This is a genomic window from Kribbella hippodromi, from assembly GCF_039531045.1.
Lineage (GTDB): Bacteria > Actinomycetota > Actinomycetes > Propionibacteriales > Kribbellaceae > Kribbella > Kribbella hippodromi.
The window spans coordinates 97652-113662 of sequence record NZ_BAAAPH010000016.1 but is presented as its reverse complement, the minus strand read 5'-3'; the positions used below and the strand labels follow the sequence as shown (position 1 = coordinate 113662).

The following is a 16011-nucleotide window of genomic DNA, read 5'->3' as shown; positions in this document are numbered from 1 at the left end:
TCACACCGCCTTCCAGAGTGACAAGGCGAAGCGGGTTTCGCTGTCGGTCCACCATGCGGCCGGCGTGAAGCCCGCTTTGTCCAGTTCGGCTTCGACTTTCGCACGGTGGAACTTCGCGGAGATCTCCGTACTGATCTCCTCCCCCGCCTCGAAGCTGACGTCCAGGTGGATCTCCGGGATCAGCACCCGCATCGGACGGGTGGCGCGGAGGTGCATCTCGATCCACTCGTTGTCCTGGTCCCAGATCGCGACATGCTCGAAGGCGTCCACGTCGAAGTCCGCGCCGAGCTGACGGTTGATCACGCGAAGCACGTTCTTGTTGAAGTCGGCGGTGACGCCCGCCGCGTCGTCGTACGCGGCGACCAGGGTGGCCGGGTCCTTGACCAGGTCGGTGCCCAGCAGCAGCCACTCGGCTGGTTCGAGGACGTCGCGGATCGAGTGGAAGAACGTTTCGCGCTCGGCCGGGATGAGGTTGCCGATGGTGCCGCCGAGGAAGGCGACCAGGCGCGGCGGGTCGCCGGGGAGTTTGTCGAGGTGTGCGGTGAAGTCACCTACTACGCCGTGGACGTCGATGGTCGGGTAGTCGGCGTTGATCGCGTCGGCTGCTTCCCTCAGTGCGGACTCGGAGACGTCGAGCGGTACGAAGCTGGTGAGGGTGCCGTGGTCGCGGAGCCCGTCGAGGAGGAGGCGGGTCTTTTCGGAGGATCCGGAACCTAGTTCGACGAGGGTGTGGGCGTTGGTCAGGGTGGCGATTTCGGTGGCGCGGGCGTGCAGGATTTCGCGTTCGGCGCGGGTCGGGTAGTACTCGGGGAGGCGGGTGATCTCTTCGAAGAGTTCGCTGCCGCGGGCGTCGTAGAACCATTTCGGCGGGAGCCATTTGGGGGCCGCGGAGAGACCGGCGCGGACGTCGTCGCGGAGGGCGCGGGCGGCGTAGTCCGGGGTCAACTGGAGGTCGATGCGAGTCACGCTGATCCTTCCATCGGGGTGAGCTGCAGCGTCGTGGCAGTCGCGACGAGAAGCATCCGATCCGGCACCTCACTCCAGCCTGGTTCTTCTCCGAACGGTTCTGAGGCGAGAGTGATGGAGTTGTGGGTGCGGCGGACGTGCAGGGAGTGGGTCCAGGTTGTTGCGATCAGGTGGGTGCCGTTGGTCAGCAGGAAGTTCAGCCGGGAGCCGGGTGCGGTTGCTTCCACATCCCGCACGACTGAAGTAACCGCCGCCACCGCCGCCTCGTGATCGTCGCGAGCACCCATCCGGTGTCTGATGAGCGCGAAGATGAACGCCGAGTCCACCGGCGCGTCCAGTCCGAGAAGGTCGGCGGCCGGCAATTGTTCAGCCAGCTTCACCACCGACTCCGGCCACCCCGGTACGCGACCGTTGTGACTGAACAACCACTCCCCCGACCGGAAGGGCGCCACCGCCCCCTCCCCGTACGGCATCCCCATCGTCCCGTTCCGAACGGCCGCCAACACACCCCCCGCCCGGATCGAACCAGCCAACTCAGCCAAGTTCTGATCCGCCCAGATAGGCACATTCCGCCGGTATCTGACAGGGCGCCGGCGCCGCGTCTCGTGCGACACGGAGGAAGGAGCGGCGGCAGCGCCCTGGTGAACAGCTGCAGAAGTCTGGTGATCACCGGCAACTGCTCCTGCAGAAGCAGACTCGTCGCCGGCAGCTGCTCCTCCACCAGCACCGCGGTCCCCAACAACTGCTCCTCCAGCAGCACCGTGGTTTCCGACGGCTGGTCCTGTGGAGGCGAGGTCGTGCGGGGCGGCTGCTGTGTAGGCAGGTAGGTCATCGGCGGTTGGCGGGTCTTCCGTGTACCAGCCGAGGCCGTAGCCGTCGGCGTTCAGGGTGCCGCCGTGGCGCATGTCGGTGGGGGTCCAGCTTTGTTCGTAGAGGGAGTGGGGTGGGGTGAGGATGAGGTCGGACAGCGTGGTGGGTGGGCCCAGGTAGGCGAGGTGGCGGCACATCAGGAAGCGCCGCCGGTGGTGGAGTCGCCGTGCAACTCGTCGGGGCGGGGGTCGCGGGCGCAGCGGAAGCCGGCGAAGATTTGGCGGCGGATGGGATGGTCCCAGTTCCGGAAGGTGCCTCGGGCAACCACCTCGTCGGTGCCGAACGATCCACCGCGAAGCACCTTGTAGTCCGGCCCGAAGAACACCAGCGAATACTCGTCGTACGGCCACGCGCGGAACCCCGGGTACGCGCGGAAATCGCTCGACGTCCACTCCCACACATCGCCGACCAACTGCTCCACACCAAGCGGCGACGCACCAGCCGGGTACGCCCCTGCCGGCGCCGGCCGCAGATGCCGCTGCCCGAGGTTCGCATGCTGCGGCCCCGGCGAATCGTCACCCCACGGGAATCGCCTGGTCCGCCCACTCACCGGATCGAACCGCGCCGCGAACTCCCACTCCTCCTCCGTCGGCAGCCGTTTCCCGGCCCATTTCGCGTACGCCTCGGCCTCATAGAAGCAGACGTGCATGACCGGCTCGTCCAACGGCAACTTCTCCTGATGACCGAACCGCAACCGCCACCACTCGCCGTCGGCCTGCGACCAGAACCTCGGCGCGACCAACGACGCCTTGCGTACGTGCGCCCACCCCGCCTCCGACCACCACCGCGAATCGTCGTACCCACCAGCGAGCACAAACCGCAGGTACTCCCCGTTCGTCACCGGGACCGTGTCGATCACGTACGGCGCGACCCGCACCGGATGAGCGGGCCGCTCGTTGTCCAACGCCCACGGCTCGATCGACGTACCCATCTCGAACACACCGCCCGGTACGAACACCTCCGCCGGCACCGGACGCCCCGCAGGAGGAGCGGGTGCATCCAGCACTGGCGCCCCCGTACGCAACTGGTGTGTCGCCAGCATCGTCTCGTCGTGCTGCTGTTCGTGCTGCGCGATCATGCCGAACGCGAAGGCGTTGTCGACCAGCTCACGACCGGGGTCGAAGGTGATGTGGTCCAGCACGTCGAGCACCTTGTCGCGGACCTCAGTCACGTACGCACGGGTCTCCGCCGGACCGAGCAACGGCAACGCCGGCCGCTCCGCGCGCGGATGCTGGAACGCGTCGTACAACTCGTCGATGTCCTGCCGCAACGGCTCGCGCCCGCCGACGTCACGCACCAGCCAGAGCTCTTCCTGGTTGGCGATGTGCGCGTAGTCCCACACCAGTGGAGACATCAGCTTGGAGTGCTGCTTGACCAGGTCATCCGTATCCACGGCGTCAGTCAGCTGCACGGTCCGGGCCCGCGACCGCTCCAACTGCTCCGCCACATATGTCCGCAGCTCCTCAGGCGAGAGAGCTGATAGTTGGTGATTCACGATGCTCGCCTTCTCTGGGTGGTGTCGACGATTTGCTGTAGCCGGGTTGCGACGGCAGCTGTGAGTTCAGGGGCTGCGCCGGTGTGGTGCAGTGCTTCGGTACCTAGTGCGACGACGTTGCGGGCGGCGCGTAGCACTAGCGGGTCTTTGAGGCCTTCGCGGGCTGCTGGGAACCAGCGGCCCGCGGCTGGCTCGGCCGCAGCAAGCACCTGGTCGACTGGGATCGACATGAGTGCAGTGAGTAGCAGCGTTGGTGCGATCCAGCCGTCCCCTGGCTGTGCGTCGAGGTAGCGAACCTCCAAGTACCCACGGGGTCGGACCGGTGGGAACAGCGTGGACAGGTGGTACTCCAGGTCGTCGTACGTCGGTCTGTCGCCGGGCAGCTGTCCGTCTGCCCAGGCACCGAAGGTCAGTCCGGTAGGCGCGTCCCACGTGTCACCGCGCCGCCAACAGAGCACCGGCGCCTCCATCGCCTTCCGCGCCCAGGCAGCGGCCGGGTCGCCATCCAGCGGCGGCGGCTCGGTGAACGGGGCACAGGTCCCGAAGGTCGCCTCCGTCCGGGCCGAGGCCCAACCGGTGTCGGAACCGGCGCGACGGCGGGAGTTGGCGAACAGCCCGACCAGAGCCGGTCCGAGGTCGTGCAGCGCGCGCCAGCGGTGGGCGGTCTGGTCCTGTTCCCCGGCGTCGAGGCAGATCTGCAGCCCGGCGGTGGAACACATCATCCGCCGCCCGTGTGGGCCGAGGCGCTGGAAGGCGTGTTCCATCGCCTCGTAGCGCGGGACGGTGAGAATGCGGCGGGGTGCGCGGAAGGGGTCCAGGCCGTAGGCACCAGGGACCAGGTCCGCGTCCAGCAGGAGAGCGGTCAGCTCGGCGGCGTCGGCGGCCGTGTCGTCGATCAACCGGGGGATCGACTCCGACGCGGGTACAGAGATCTCCACCTGGCCACCCGGCTCGACGGTGACCAGGGCGCCCCGGCTCAGCGGCAGCTGCGGACTGCCACGGACCAGGGTCGCGGGGGCGTGTTCGCCCAGGGCTTTGCTCAGCCGGCCGGCGTCGAGGGGCCGGTGCGGATCTTCCGCGTGATGCACTGTCCACTCGAGCTCGACGCCGTGCAACCGAGGTGGACCGTGCTTGAAACAGACCATCGCGACATAACCCTCCGCCTCGGCCCGGGAGCCGATCGGAGTCGTCGCCGGGAAACCACCGGGCGAGGTCACGTCAGCGAACCTAACTCCGGACCCAGGCCTGGACAACCGACCGGAAATTACCCGTCGGTGACGTCTGGGCAGCGTGTCGACTCATGCCCGACATGCTTCCCGACGCCACCGACAGTTCTCGGACCGTGCCGGCCGGGGGCCGGACCCGCAGGTCAGACCGGGTATTTCACCGAGCCGCCCCAGTCGTTCCGGTGCCAGCCGTCCTGCGGCGTCCACCACCAATGGAACAGGGTCCCAGTTCTGCTCTGAGCGAAATACTGATGCTGGTCAGCGAACGCGAAGGCGACCGGATCGGCGTACACCTCGCCCCCCAGGTCCTCCCAGGTGACCTTCGAGGTGCCCTGGTCCCACCACCAGTGGTAAAGCGTGTTACCGGGTCCACGAGCGACCACATGCTGTTGCGTCCCGGTCTTGAAGGCCGACGGCGCTCCGACGAACTTCCCGGGCGCACCACCCCATTCGACCTGGTGCAGCCCGTCGCCGGCGTCCCAGTACCAGTGGTACAGCTGTCCGTTCGCGGACTGGGTGTACACGTGCTGCTGCCCGTTCCACACAAAGGTGGTCGGGTCGGAGTACGCCTGACCGCCCCAGTCCGCGAAGTGCGGCTCGAACTCACCCAGTACCCACCACCAGTGGTACAGGTGGTTGTCCGCGCCGCGAGCCACTACGTGCAGCTGGTTGCCCCAGACGAACGTGGACGGGGTACCGACGATCGGACCGGGCGCACCGCTCCACTTGTCGTTGCGTAGTTCTCCGTCCGCCGGATCCCACCACCAGTGCGAGAGGTCACCGGAGGACGAGCGCGCGAAGATGTGCTGCTGGCCCGACCACACCACGGCGGCCGGATCACCGGCAGCGTCGCCGCCCCAGTTCGCGTAGTGCGGTGACGGCTCGCCTTCGATCCACCACCAGTGCAGCAGCGTTCCGGTCGTACTGCGGGCCACTGCGTGCTGCTGGTTGTACCAGGCGTACCCCGTGGTCTTTCCAGCGATCGGACCACCGCCCAGGTCGTCCCGCTTCAGTCCGGTGGCCCCGGTCCAGTCCCAGCGTCCCATCGAGCCGGTGGCGGTCGGTGCGTAGATCACCTCATGTCCAGCACCACCAGCGTCATTCCACTGGTACGCCGTCGCTCCTGGCACCACATCACCTGGCTGACCAGCGCCGTACGCCTCGATCTCGTCCAGGAAGATGCCGGTGTTGCGGTCGTTCGTCCGCTTCTTGTCGAACGTCACTCGGATCCACCGTGCGGTCGCCGGCGCGAAGCCCAGGTCGTACCAGATGTTCGACGAACCGTTCACGAAGCTGAGCCGCGCCCGTTCGCTGTAGTTCGTACCGTCGGTACTGGTGGAGACCGTGATCATGTCCGGCCGGTAGTCCGGGTACTCCTCGTACGCGTGCACGCGCACGGTACCGACAGCCTGCGCCCAGCCGAGGTCGATGTTCACCGTCGGGTGCACACTGTCGCCGACGTTCGCCAGCTCGTACCCGAAGCTCTTGCCGTCACTCCAGTCGTCACCGAGTACGCCGTCGGTCGCCTCTGTCTTCGTAGCGTCCGGGAAGCGGCTGGACGGCTCGGTCCGGTCGTACGGCTTCCCGCCGGCGATGTTCTGTTGCAGCAGGTGCTGGCCGGCCACTTCGAAGTCGAGCAGCTGGTACGGCGTGGCACCGCCGCTGGAACTGGTCGCTTCAACCCGGATGTACCGCGTCTTCGCGTTCAGCCCGATGAAGTCGTCACCACCATCGCCCGTCCCCGGTCCGATCTCCGCCCACTTCGTACCGTTGTAGGAGATCAGCACGCGGTACTTGTTCGCGTACGTGCTCCCCCAGCGCAGCCGTACGCCATCCACCTGCGCTTGGCGGCCCAGGTCAACCTGCACCCAGTTGGTACCGGTGCCACTGTCAGGCTGCCAGCCGGTGGAGCTGTTGCGGTCGACTGCCTTGGAGGCATCGCCGCTGGATGCGGTAGCAGCTCGTGCCAGGTCCTTGGCCACGACCGGAAGCCCTGCAGCCGCGTCCAGTGCGATGGCGCGGATGCGCTGCATGTAGTTCACGTCCGGCGAGTACTTGTCGCTTCGCTGCACCACACTGGTCGCCAGGTCATGTGCCAGACCCGGATTGGTCTTACCAAGCTGGTTGAGGACCTCCCAGTCCTCCATACCGTCCCGGAGCGACTCGTACCGCGGTGATGCCTCGACCGTGTTGTGCAGCTTGTCGGGCCGGACTATGTACCCGTCACCCTTCACATCCTGGTCGTTCATGGCGTACTGCCAGTTGTTGTACGCCCAGTGCAGGTACCCGGTAGCACCACGCCCGTACGCGAGCCACATGGTCTGCCGCTGACTCCACTCCGGCTGGTCGATGAACCTGTTCAGGTGGTTGCCGACCGGGATGTTGCAGTTGTAGAACCACAGCGGCTTGCCCTTGGCCCGCTCGGCGTCGAACGGCGCCGGGTTGTACGTGTACGTGTGCAGGTTCGGAATGACGATGTCCTCCGACTGCGCGACCCGGGCAGCCAGATCGTTCACCACGGCGTCACCGATCTTCACGTCCGGCCAGTACTGCCGCAGCTTGCTCGCGACGCCGAACCAGCCCGGGTCACCACCAGCACCCGGCTCGTCGCCCACGTGCATCCAGAACATGCTCGACCAGCCCTTGTCGGACAGGTGCTGCCGCAACGCCGGGTAGAACTGCTTGTACCAGTTGTCTGCTTCTGGCGTGTCCCACCAGACGTAGTCAGGCACCTGTCGCCCGGTCTGCTTCGGCGTCACCTCCACGAGGTACCGCGGCCACTGGCTGTTGTGCTCCTTGTTCTGCGGCCCGGCACCGGTGAAGCCTTCCAGCTTGTTCACCGCACCCTTGTCCAGGAACCGCTGCACGACCTGGTCGAAGCGGCTGAAGTCGAACGAGTAGTTGCCAGCAGCATCGACCTTGCTACCACCGTCGGTCAGCAGGTTGATCAGCGGCAACTGCAGGTTGTTCTGCCGGTACCGCTTCATCGTGTCGGCCCAGTTGTCGATCAGCTGCCACCACTCCGGCGAGTACCGGTCGTGCCCGTAGAACAGCTTGACCGTGTCACCGGCACCCGGGTCGTACGAGGTCAGCCCGAGGAAGTTCGTCCAGATCACATTGGTGAACTCGCTCTGGTTCGCCGGTGGGATCACCACATTGCGTGCGTTCACCCGGATCGGGACGCTGAGGTTGCCGTTGGTCGTATGCACCGTCACCCGGCCGTGGTACACGCCGCCCTTGGCTGTCGCCGGGACGTGCACCCGGACCCACAACGACTGCGTCTGGTTCGCCGGTACGTCGATGCTCGGCTGGTTGAGGAGCCGGTCCGGGAAGTCGCCCGGTGCGGTCCGCGTCGTCGGGTAGACGGGCTGGTTCCCGCCGAACACCGAGTTGTGGTTGAGGTACTCGTACCCCACCGGGTTGTAGCTCAGTTCACTCGCCGGAATCGCGTCCGACGGCCCGGTCAGGGCAGTGAAGTCCACGCCGCTCACGGTGAACGCCGCCGGACCACGCAGCACGATCTGCGCTGCCTCGTAGTCGTTCTTGGCCGTGTCCAGCCGGATGTCGTCGCGGGCGTCCGCGGACCGCCCGCTGTCCTTGAAGACCGAGCTGTACGACGTCTCGGTCCACATCCCCGGTGTCGCGCCGGCCGCGTGCGCCACTGGCGCCAGCCCGGTCATCGTCACCATCAGTCCACTCGCCACCACTACTCGTGTCCAGCGCATGGCGCCAAGCCTTAGCCGCGGCGGAGGACCCGGCAATCCTTTCGATCCAGCCCGTATAGACCAATCAACGGAAACGGGGGCAGGTGGTGCAGGCAGTCACGTTGGGCAGTACGTAGAAGTAGCAGCAGGACGTACGCAGCTTCTGCTCCAGTGACACACCGAACGCCGCGGCGGCCTGATCGGCGTACGGAGCCTCTTCCGGCAACCGCACCGCCGCCCGCACCTCGTCCTCGACCGCACCGAGCCGCTGCAACGAACCGAGCTTCACGCCGGGCTGGTAGCCGTCCAGAAACGCCCGCGTGTGGTCCCTGAGCTGCTCCGCCGCAGTGTCCATTGGTACGACTGCATCGGACAGCAATGCGATCTCGGCCGGGTAGTGCGCGGTCGGATGCCGCTTGAACGCCAAGGCCGCAGGCGAGACGTCAGGCGATACACCGGTGGCCGCAGCGGTCACTCCCGCGACCAGTGCGGGCACCTGGACGTACCACATCAGCGTGAACATGGCCGCGACCTGTACAGGCGGCTCGATCGCGTAGTCCCGGGCGTAGTCGGCCGCAGCCGCAGACCGCCACCCGTACGTCGGATCGCCACCTGCTTGCTGCTCCGCGATCAGGTCCGCGCAGGAGACCCAGTCCGGTCCTGGCACCGCATCCGCCGTACGCACGGAGATCCAGCTGACCGAATCAGCCAGCACCTCCGCCAGACGGCTCACGGTGTACGTCACCCGGCCAGCCTACGGTCCGGTACCACGACCGGTGCGCCGCCAACCTCCACGACGGTCGCCTTCAACCCGAACACGTCGTCCAGCAGGGGCGCGGTCAGTACGTCAACCGGACTGCCCTGCGCGGCGATCTGTCCGTTTCCCATCACCACCAGGTGATCCGCGTACTGCGCAGCCAGCGTCAGGTCATGCAGTACGGCGACAACTGTCCGGCCTGTCAAAGCGGACGCGTGGACCACGTTCATCACGTCCACTGCGTGCGCCAGGTCCAGGTACGTCGTCGGCTCATCGAGAAGTAGGTGCTGAGTCCCTTGCGCTAGGACCATCGCGATCCACACCCGTTGCCGCTGACCACCAGACAACTGCTCCACCGGCCGGTCCCGAAGCTCCGTGAGCTCCACGGCTCGTAGAGCTTCGTCGATCGCCGCGTCGTCATCAGAGGTGAGCCGCCCGAACAGACCGCGATGCGGATGCCGCCCCCGCGCCACCAGCTCGGCCACGCTGATCCCCTCCGGTGTGACCGGCCCCTGCGGCAGTACACCGAGCTTCCGCGCCAACTCACGCGCCGGCAGCTGATGGATGTCCTTGCCGTCCAGCAGCACCCGACCGGTCTGTGGAGTGAGCAGTCTGCTCATCCCACGCAGCAGAGTGGACTTGCCGGAGCCGTTGGGCCCGACGATCGCAGTCAACTGACCGGACGGCACCTCCAGCGTCAGTGCATCCACTACCGGCGTACTCACGTCGTACGCAAGAGTCAGGTTCTCGACGTGCACCGTTCAGCGTCCCTTCTGCTGACGACCGATGAGGTGAAGCAAGTACGGCGCTCCGCACGCGGCCGTGACCACGCCGACCGGCAGCTCGTATGGACCGACCTGCGCCCACTGCAAGCCGTTACGGGCAACCAGATCAGCTAGTACGACGAACAGCGCGCCGAGCATCGCTGTGGTCAGTAGCGGTGGCCGCTCCATCCGGGTGAGCCGCTGCGCGACCTGCGGAGCAACCAGTGCGACAAAGGCGATCGGACCGGCGCCGGCAGTTGCCATCGCGGCCAGCACAGTCGCGATCACCAACAACGCAAGCCGGATCCGGGCCACTCGTACGCCCAGCGACGACGCCACATCGTCGCCGAGCACCAGGGCGGACAGGTCCCGGTTGAACATCATCGCCACCGGCAACAGCAGTAGGACCGCGATCAGTACCGGGATCGCGTCACTCCAGGCTCTGGAGTTCAGTGACCCGGCCAGCCAGGCAGCCGCCCGTCCGGCGTCGTTGACGTCACCAATCACCAGCATCCATGCAACGAGCGAGTTGGCCGCGGCTGCGATGCCGACACCGATCAGCACCACCTTGCCCGCGTCGACGACCCCACGCTGGATCGACAGCGCGCCGACGATCAGTGTCGCGAGCAGTCCGCCCAGTACGGCAGCAGCCGGGATGCCGACCTTGGCCGCGAAGCCGGAGATGTTTCCGCCGCCGGTGCCTGCCAGGACGATCACGGCGACCGCACCGGCGGATGCACCTGAGTTCACTCCGACGATGTCCGGACTGGCCAGTGGGTTCCGCGACAGTGTCTGCAGTAGGGCGCCGGACACGGCGAAGGCGATGCCGACCAGCAAGCCGGTGGCTATTCGTGGGAGGCGCAGTTCGAGTACGACGAGCCGGGTGCCCCGGCGGCCGCCACCGAGTAGTACCTCGATGACGTCCGTGAGCGGTAGGCGGGCCGTACCGACGCTGAGGGAGATCAGGGCGATGGCGATTGCTAGAGCCGCGAAGATGAGGCTCAGCACTACGGTTCGGGATCTCACAGGGCTACCGCCCGGCGGCGTACGACGAGCACGAACAGCGGGGCGCCGACCACGCCGAGTACTACACCTGCCTGTACTTCGCCGGCGCCGCCTACTAGGCGTCCGACCAGGTCCGCTAGCACCAGGCTGGTGGCGCCGATGACACCTGCTGCGGGGAGCAGCCAGGTGTTGCGGGCGCCGAACATGCGCCGGGCGACGTGACCGGACAGGAGGCCGAGGAAGCCGATCGGTCCGCAGGCGGCGACTCCGGCGGCGGTTAGTAGGCCGATGGCGCCTAGACCTACCAGTCGCGCTCGGCGGATCGATAGGCCGAGTCCGGCGGCTACATCGTCGCCGAGGGCGAGTAGGTCGAGGTCGCGGGCGTTCACTGCGGCTAGTACGAGGCCGAGGGTTGCGAAGGGCAGCACCTGTCCGGCTACGTCCAGGCCGCGGCCGGCCACTGAGCCGACTGCCCAGAAGCGGTAGCTGTCCAGGGTGTTTGCGTCGAGTAGCACGATCGCTGTGGTCATTGCGCCTAGTAGGGCGGCTACGGCTGCGCCGGTCAGGGCCAGGCCGACTGGTGAGGCGCCGCTGCCGCGGGACGCCAGGTGTTGTACGGCGAAGGTGGCGATCAGGGCGCCGAGGAGGGCGGCCCAGACTGTTGACGACACTGTGTCGACCAGGCCGAGCTGCAGACCGAGGACGACCGCGAAGGCGGCGCCGGAGCTGACACCGAAGATGCCGGGCTCGGCCAGCGCGTTGCGGGTGTGGCCCTGCATGAGCGTGCCGGCGATGCCCAGGCACAGGCCGATCAGCACCGCGACAACCGTCCGCGGAAACCGCAGCCCGCGGATGATCACGTCCGCATCCGACCCGTCGTTCGCCGTCAACGCATGCCAAAGCGCCCCCGGCCCCAACCACCGCGAACCGAGCGCCAGACTCGCCGCAAAGGCCAGCAGCAGCACCAAAACAAGTGCGATCAACATCACTGCCCGACGAAACGGCGGCGGCGCACTGAGCCCGCGCCCCGCCGGAGGAGAAGGCACTGCACGGGCTGCACCGGGTTTGGCGGGTGGGTCGGGGTCTGCGGGTGGGGTGGCGGAGGACATATGGTTAGGTTTGCCTTACTTTGCTGTGGTCGTGAGTCACCTTATCCCGAGCGTCCCCTGGAGACACCCGTGCGCCTGCCCCGCATCATCCCCTTGCTCGCCGCCGCGGCCCTGGCCGCGACCACGCTGTCGGCGTGCGGCTCGTCCGGCACCGACGACAAGCCGGGCGGCGGCGACGCGGCCGCCGCCGGCTTCCCGCGCACGGTCGAGCACGCGATGGGCAAGACCGAGATCAAGACCAAGCCGAAGCGGGTGGTCGCGCTCGACACCAGCTTCGTGGACGCGACGCTGATCCTGGACACTCCGGTGGTCGGGTACACCGACTACCGCACCATCAACGGCCAGTTGCCCGACTACCTCGGCGACGACCGGACCAAGTACGGCTCCGAGGCGAAGTCGGTCGGCACCCTGGCCGAGCCGAACCTGGAGAAGATCGCCGAGCTGAACCCGGACCTGATCGTGACCGCGAAGGTCCGGCACGAGAAGCTGTACGACCAGCTGTCCGCGATCGCGCCGACGATCATGTCCGAGACCACCGGGGCGACCTGGAAAGACAACATCCGGATGGAGGCCAAGGCGCTCGGCGCCGAGGACCTGGCCGAGAAGGAGATCTCCGCGTACGAGAAGGCGGCCAAGACCGTCGGCGACGCGATCAACGCGAAGGCGCACAACCCGTCCATCTCGGTGGTCCGGTTCATCGACGGCCCGACCCGGCTGTACCAGAACGCCAGCTACTCCGGCATCGTGCTGAAGGACGCCGGCCTGAAGCGCCCGAAGTCCCAGGACGTGGCCGGCTTCGCGCTCGAGATCAGCCCGGAGCGGATCAAGGACGCCGACGGGGACGCGATCTTCGTCACCACCTACGCCGACGACAAGGGCCAGAGCGCGAAGACCGAGGCCCAGTTCAAGGCGAACCCGCTCTGGAAGCCGCTCGCGCCGAAGGTGCACGACGTACCCGACCTGACCTGGATGACCGCGGTCGGGCTGCAGGGCGCTTGGTCCATCCTCACCGACCTGGCCAAGACCTTCGACGTCCCGGCACCGGTCAAGCCGGAGTAACTGCCGGAGTCAGTGCCGGAGTAGGGTCAGGTCGCCGCGTTAGGGTGCCGGTATGACGGCGCTCGCACGGTGGCATGTCGGTCCGTGGACGACCCGTGGGCTGCGACCTGGTGAGGAAGCGGCGCCGGGCCGGAAGCGGACCGTCGACGAGTTGAACTTCGACGTCATCGGGCTGGCGCGGATCCTCGGCCGGCGGTTGTCCGGCCGGGACGAGCTGCAGGTGCGCCTGTGGCAGAACGAGCTCCGGCCCACGCACACCCGGATGTGCGGTGTGCACACCCTGGCCGATCCGGACAACGCACGGCACCTGCATGAGACGGCACAGGAGGCGCTCGCCTGGTTGGGCGAGCCCCTCCTGCTGGGTACGAGTTCGTGCTGACCGACGCAGTCGAGCTGCAGCCGCTACGAGACCTGACAGCTGACGTCATCGCAGTAGATGCAGTAGTGCAGCTAGCCGGCGTACCGCTCCCGGCTGCCCGACTAGCCACAGCTCATGTACGACAAGCCGCGTCGGGCGACTGGTACGCCGGCGACGCAGTGTGCAACTGGTCCGGCCCGTACGCGACGTCCGACGAGGCGATTGCCGTCGTACACACCGCACGTACCGCACTAGCAGACCAGCTCCGCGCAGCAGGCCGCACCGACCTGGCCGACACGTCCTCCCGCTGGCCACCGGTCCCGGTGTACTAGCTGAAACTGGCGACCAGATAGCCAACGCCGTACGGCGCCGCCTCGTACGTCACCTCACTGGACAACGCAGTAGCCCCTAGCGCACCGGCCAGCACCTGCCATGGCGCCCGCCCGGCCGCCTGCAGCTCAGTGGCCAAGTCCGGATCAAGCGCTTCAAGTACTGCGACATCGCCCCGCCGCAGCGCGTCCGCGACCGTGGTGTCGAACAACTCCGCACGCGGATGCAGATGTACGGGCGAGTGCTCACTGCGCCGCGCGGAACCGTCCCCCATCACCAGCAGACCGACCCGTTCATTGCCCGCGGCAATCTCCTGTCCGAGCGCGATGCAGTCGGCCGGAGCAGCGTCGATCGGCACGGCCCGGTACGTACGCGGCAGCCGCGCGGCCTTGCTCTGTTCGAGCAGCCACGCACCGACAGCAAGCGACAAGGGCAGTACGGCAGGGCCCGATCCGACGCGTACGCCGGGCGCGCCGTACGCTCCGAACGATCCACCGGCTGTCGCGTCGTAAGCACCGTTTGAGCCGGAGCCGACGACCAGGATCGAGGATGCGGTCGCGAGGGCGTCGATAGCGGCCAGGCAAGCGGCCCGGAGGTCGTCGAGCTCGGGAGCGGCGCCGCTGGCGACCTCCGGCACGATCAGCGGCGGATGCGGACAGACCGCGGCGGCAACGACGGGCACTCAGGCCTCCCGGAGGTAGCGGAAGAACAGGTAGTCGTCCCCTGCCGCCAGCGCGGACTCAAGACGCATCCGCCGGGTCAGGGTGGTCGGCAGCCCAGCGGTGATCCGTCCCGCGCCCGGACCGGCTAGCAGCGGCGCAAGCGCCAGACACAGCTCCTGAACGAGGTCCGCGTCGGTCAAAGCACCGAGGAGGTGCGGACCGCCCTCGGACAGGACCTGGGTCATCCCGCGCGCCGCGAACTCGTCGACCGCGGCCCGCAGATCCACCTCGGCCTCACCGAGCACCAGCACCTCCGCAACCTCCGCCAGCGCCTCGCGCCGGTCCGGCGGCGAGGCGGCGTGCGTGACGACGATCGGCCGCACGGCGGACTGGAAGATCGGGTTCACCGGGCTCAGTTCGAGGCGCGACGACACGATCGCCAGAGTCGGGTTCTCGGCCAGCCCAGCGCCAGTACGCCAGGCGCGTGCCGACTTGCCCAGCTTGAGCGGGTTGTATCCCTCGTCGCGGATCGTCCCGGCGCCGACCAGCACGACGTCCGCCAGCCGCCGGATCACGCTGAACACGCGACTGTCGGACTCGCTCGTCAGCGCCTTCGACTTGCCGTCGATCTCGACCGCGCCGTCCAGGCTGCTGACGAAGTTCGCCCGCAGATGCGGTACGGAACGATCGCCGACCTGGTACGCCGCGATCAGTTCGTCGTCGGAAAGGTCTTCGAGTCGGCGCATCAGGCCAGGCTCCTTCGGGTTCCGGCCGGCTGCGAGGTGCCTCGCAGTACGGCGATGAAATCGAGCGCCTGCCGGGCCGCGGGGACGTCGTGGACGCGGAACACGCGCGCGCCCAGCCAGGCCGAGATGCTCAACGCGGCCAAGGTCCCGTTGCCGCGCTGCCCGGGCGGCAACTCGAGCGTTTCGCCGATGAAGTCCTTGTTGGACACCGCGACCAGCACCGGCCAGCCGGTGGCGGCCAGCTCGTCGAGGCGGCGGGTCAGCTCGAGCGACTGCAGGGTGTTCTTGCCGAAGTCGTGAGTCGGGTCGATCAGGATCCCGTCCCGCCGGACCCCGGCCGCGAGGGCTCGATCGGCGAGCGCGGTGGTCGTCCGGATCACGTCCGCGACCACGTCGTCGTACGCCATCCGGTGCGGGTCGGTGCGCGGTGAAAGGCCGCCGACGTGACTGCACACGAGGCCCGTACCCGCCTCGGCGGCGGCGTGCACCAGGTCCGGATCCGCGCCGGCCCAGGTGTCGTTGATCAGGTCCGCGCCGGCTTCGGCGACCTGTCGGGCGACACCGCTGCGGTACGTGTCGACGCTGATCACCAGGTCCGGATGGCGCTCCCGGATGCCGGCCACGAAGTCCACCGTCCGGCGCAGCTCCTCGGCCTCACTGACCGGTTCGCCGTACCCGGCCTTGACGCCGCCGATGTCGACCAGATCGGCACCGTCGGCGACCGCCTTGCCGATCGCCGCGTACGCCGCGTCGGTCGCGTAGGTCGCGCCCCGGTCGAAGAACGAGTCCGGTGTCCGGTTGATGATCGCCATCAGCGCGAACTCACCCGGACCGAACGACCGGTTGCCGAGGCGGAGGGCTCCGTCATGCTCGTCCACGCGACCGACTGTAGCGGGCGGATCCGGCGGGCCAGGTGCCGCATCGGCACATATCCTATAGGATTCCCACCGAACGCTCCCG

15 protein-coding genes are annotated in these 16011 nt (G+C 67.7%); 3 read left to right on the top strand and 12 right to left on the bottom strand.

Translation table 11 applies throughout. The features are described from left to right. The 9 genes from egtD to ABD260_RS24005 all read right to left on the bottom strand — a co-directional run bounded on the left by egtD (position 1) and on the right by ABD260_RS24005 (position 11773). The gene (egtD, locus tag ABD260_RS24045; RefSeq protein ID WP_344236565.1) at positions 1-966 is read right to left on the bottom strand and encodes an L-histidine N(alpha)-methyltransferase; all 966 of its coding nucleotides are present in this window, start codon (positions 964-966) and stop codon (positions 1-3) included. Next, positions 963-1871: a class II glutamine amidotransferase gene (locus ABD260_RS37630; protein WP_425553381.1), complete on the bottom strand. Its 909-nt coding sequence runs from the start codon at positions 1869-1871 to the stop codon at positions 963-965. Before ABD260_RS37630 ends, egtD begins: the two co-directional genes overlap by 4 nt. A gap of 101 nt (positions 1872-1972) precedes the next feature. Continuing rightward, positions 1973-3283, bottom strand: a complete 1311-nt coding sequence (gene egtB, locus ABD260_RS24035; protein ID WP_344236561.1) for an ergothioneine biosynthesis protein EgtB — start codon at positions 3281-3283, stop codon at positions 1973-1975. Positions 3284-3327: 44 nt separating this feature from the next. Continuing rightward, complete coding sequence (locus ABD260_RS24030; protein WP_344236559.1) at positions 3328-4548, bottom strand: glutamate-cysteine ligase family protein; 1221 nt, start codon at positions 4546-4548, stop codon at positions 3328-3330. Positions 4549-4700: 152 nt separating this feature from the next. Next, positions 4701-8282, bottom strand: a complete 3582-nt coding sequence (locus ABD260_RS24025) for a glycoside hydrolase domain-containing protein (RefSeq protein WP_344236557.1) — start codon at positions 8280-8282, stop codon at positions 4701-4703. Between the two features lie 64 nt (positions 8283-8346). Next, a complete protein-coding gene (locus ABD260_RS24020; RefSeq protein WP_344236555.1) occupies positions 8347-9006 on the bottom strand; it encodes a (2Fe-2S)-binding protein in 660 nt (219 codons plus the stop codon). Then, entirely contained in the window at positions 9003-9776 is a 774-nt protein-coding gene (locus ABD260_RS24015; protein ID WP_344236553.1) for an ABC transporter ATP-binding protein, read from the bottom strand. The genes ABD260_RS24020 and ABD260_RS24015 overlap by 4 nt, the downstream gene beginning before the upstream one ends. A gap of 3 nt (positions 9777-9779) precedes the next feature. Beyond that, positions 9780-10808 carry a FecCD family ABC transporter permease gene (locus ABD260_RS24010; RefSeq protein ID WP_344236551.1) on the bottom strand — a complete coding sequence of 343 codons (1029 nt, stop codon included), beginning with the start codon at positions 10806-10808 and terminating at the stop codon, positions 9780-9782. After that, positions 10805-11773 (bottom strand): FecCD family ABC transporter permease, encoded by a 969-nt coding sequence (locus ABD260_RS24005; RefSeq protein WP_344236743.1) that lies wholly within the window; start codon positions 11771-11773, stop codon positions 10805-10807. Before ABD260_RS24005 ends, ABD260_RS24010 begins: the two co-directional genes overlap by 4 nt. 192 nt (positions 11774-11965) lie before the next feature. Here ABD260_RS24005 and ABD260_RS24000 point away from each other — a divergent pair, with 192 nt between their 5' ends. The 3 genes from ABD260_RS24000 to ABD260_RS23990 are packed head-to-tail and all read left to right on the top strand — an operon-like array spanning position 11966 to position 13645. After that, a complete protein-coding gene (locus ABD260_RS24000; protein ID WP_344236549.1) occupies positions 11966-12955 on the top strand; it encodes an ABC transporter substrate-binding protein in 990 nt (329 codons plus the stop codon). 52 nt (positions 12956-13007) lie between these two features. Next, complete coding sequence (locus ABD260_RS23995) at positions 13008-13334, top strand: hypothetical protein (protein WP_344236547.1); 327 nt, start codon at positions 13008-13010, stop codon at positions 13332-13334. Beyond that, positions 13328-13645 (top strand): hypothetical protein, encoded by a 318-nt coding sequence (locus ABD260_RS23990; protein ID WP_344236545.1) that lies wholly within the window; start codon positions 13328-13330, stop codon positions 13643-13645. Before ABD260_RS23995 ends, ABD260_RS23990 begins: the two co-directional genes overlap by 7 nt. Here ABD260_RS23990 and ABD260_RS23985 read toward each other — a convergent pair. Genes ABD260_RS23985 through folP form a run of 3 tightly spaced genes read right to left on the bottom strand, consistent with a single transcriptional unit; the run spans position 13642 to position 15863 of the window. After that, positions 13642-14325: a class III extradiol dioxygenase subunit B-like domain-containing protein gene (locus ABD260_RS23985; protein WP_344236543.1), complete on the bottom strand. Its 684-nt coding sequence runs from the start codon at positions 14323-14325 to the stop codon at positions 13642-13644. The genes ABD260_RS23990 and ABD260_RS23985 overlap by 4 nt on opposite strands. Beyond that, on the bottom strand, positions 14326-15051 hold the full coding sequence (locus ABD260_RS23980; RefSeq protein ID WP_344236541.1) for a pyrimidine reductase family protein: 726 nt from the start codon (positions 15049-15051) through the stop codon (positions 14326-14328). It abuts the gene before it with no gap. Further along, positions 15051-15863, bottom strand: a complete 813-nt coding sequence (gene folP, locus ABD260_RS23975) for a dihydropteroate synthase (protein ID WP_344236741.1) — start codon at positions 15861-15863, stop codon at positions 15051-15053. The genes ABD260_RS23980 and folP overlap by 1 nt, the downstream gene beginning before the upstream one ends. Between the last annotated feature and the right edge of the window lie 148 nt (positions 15864-16011).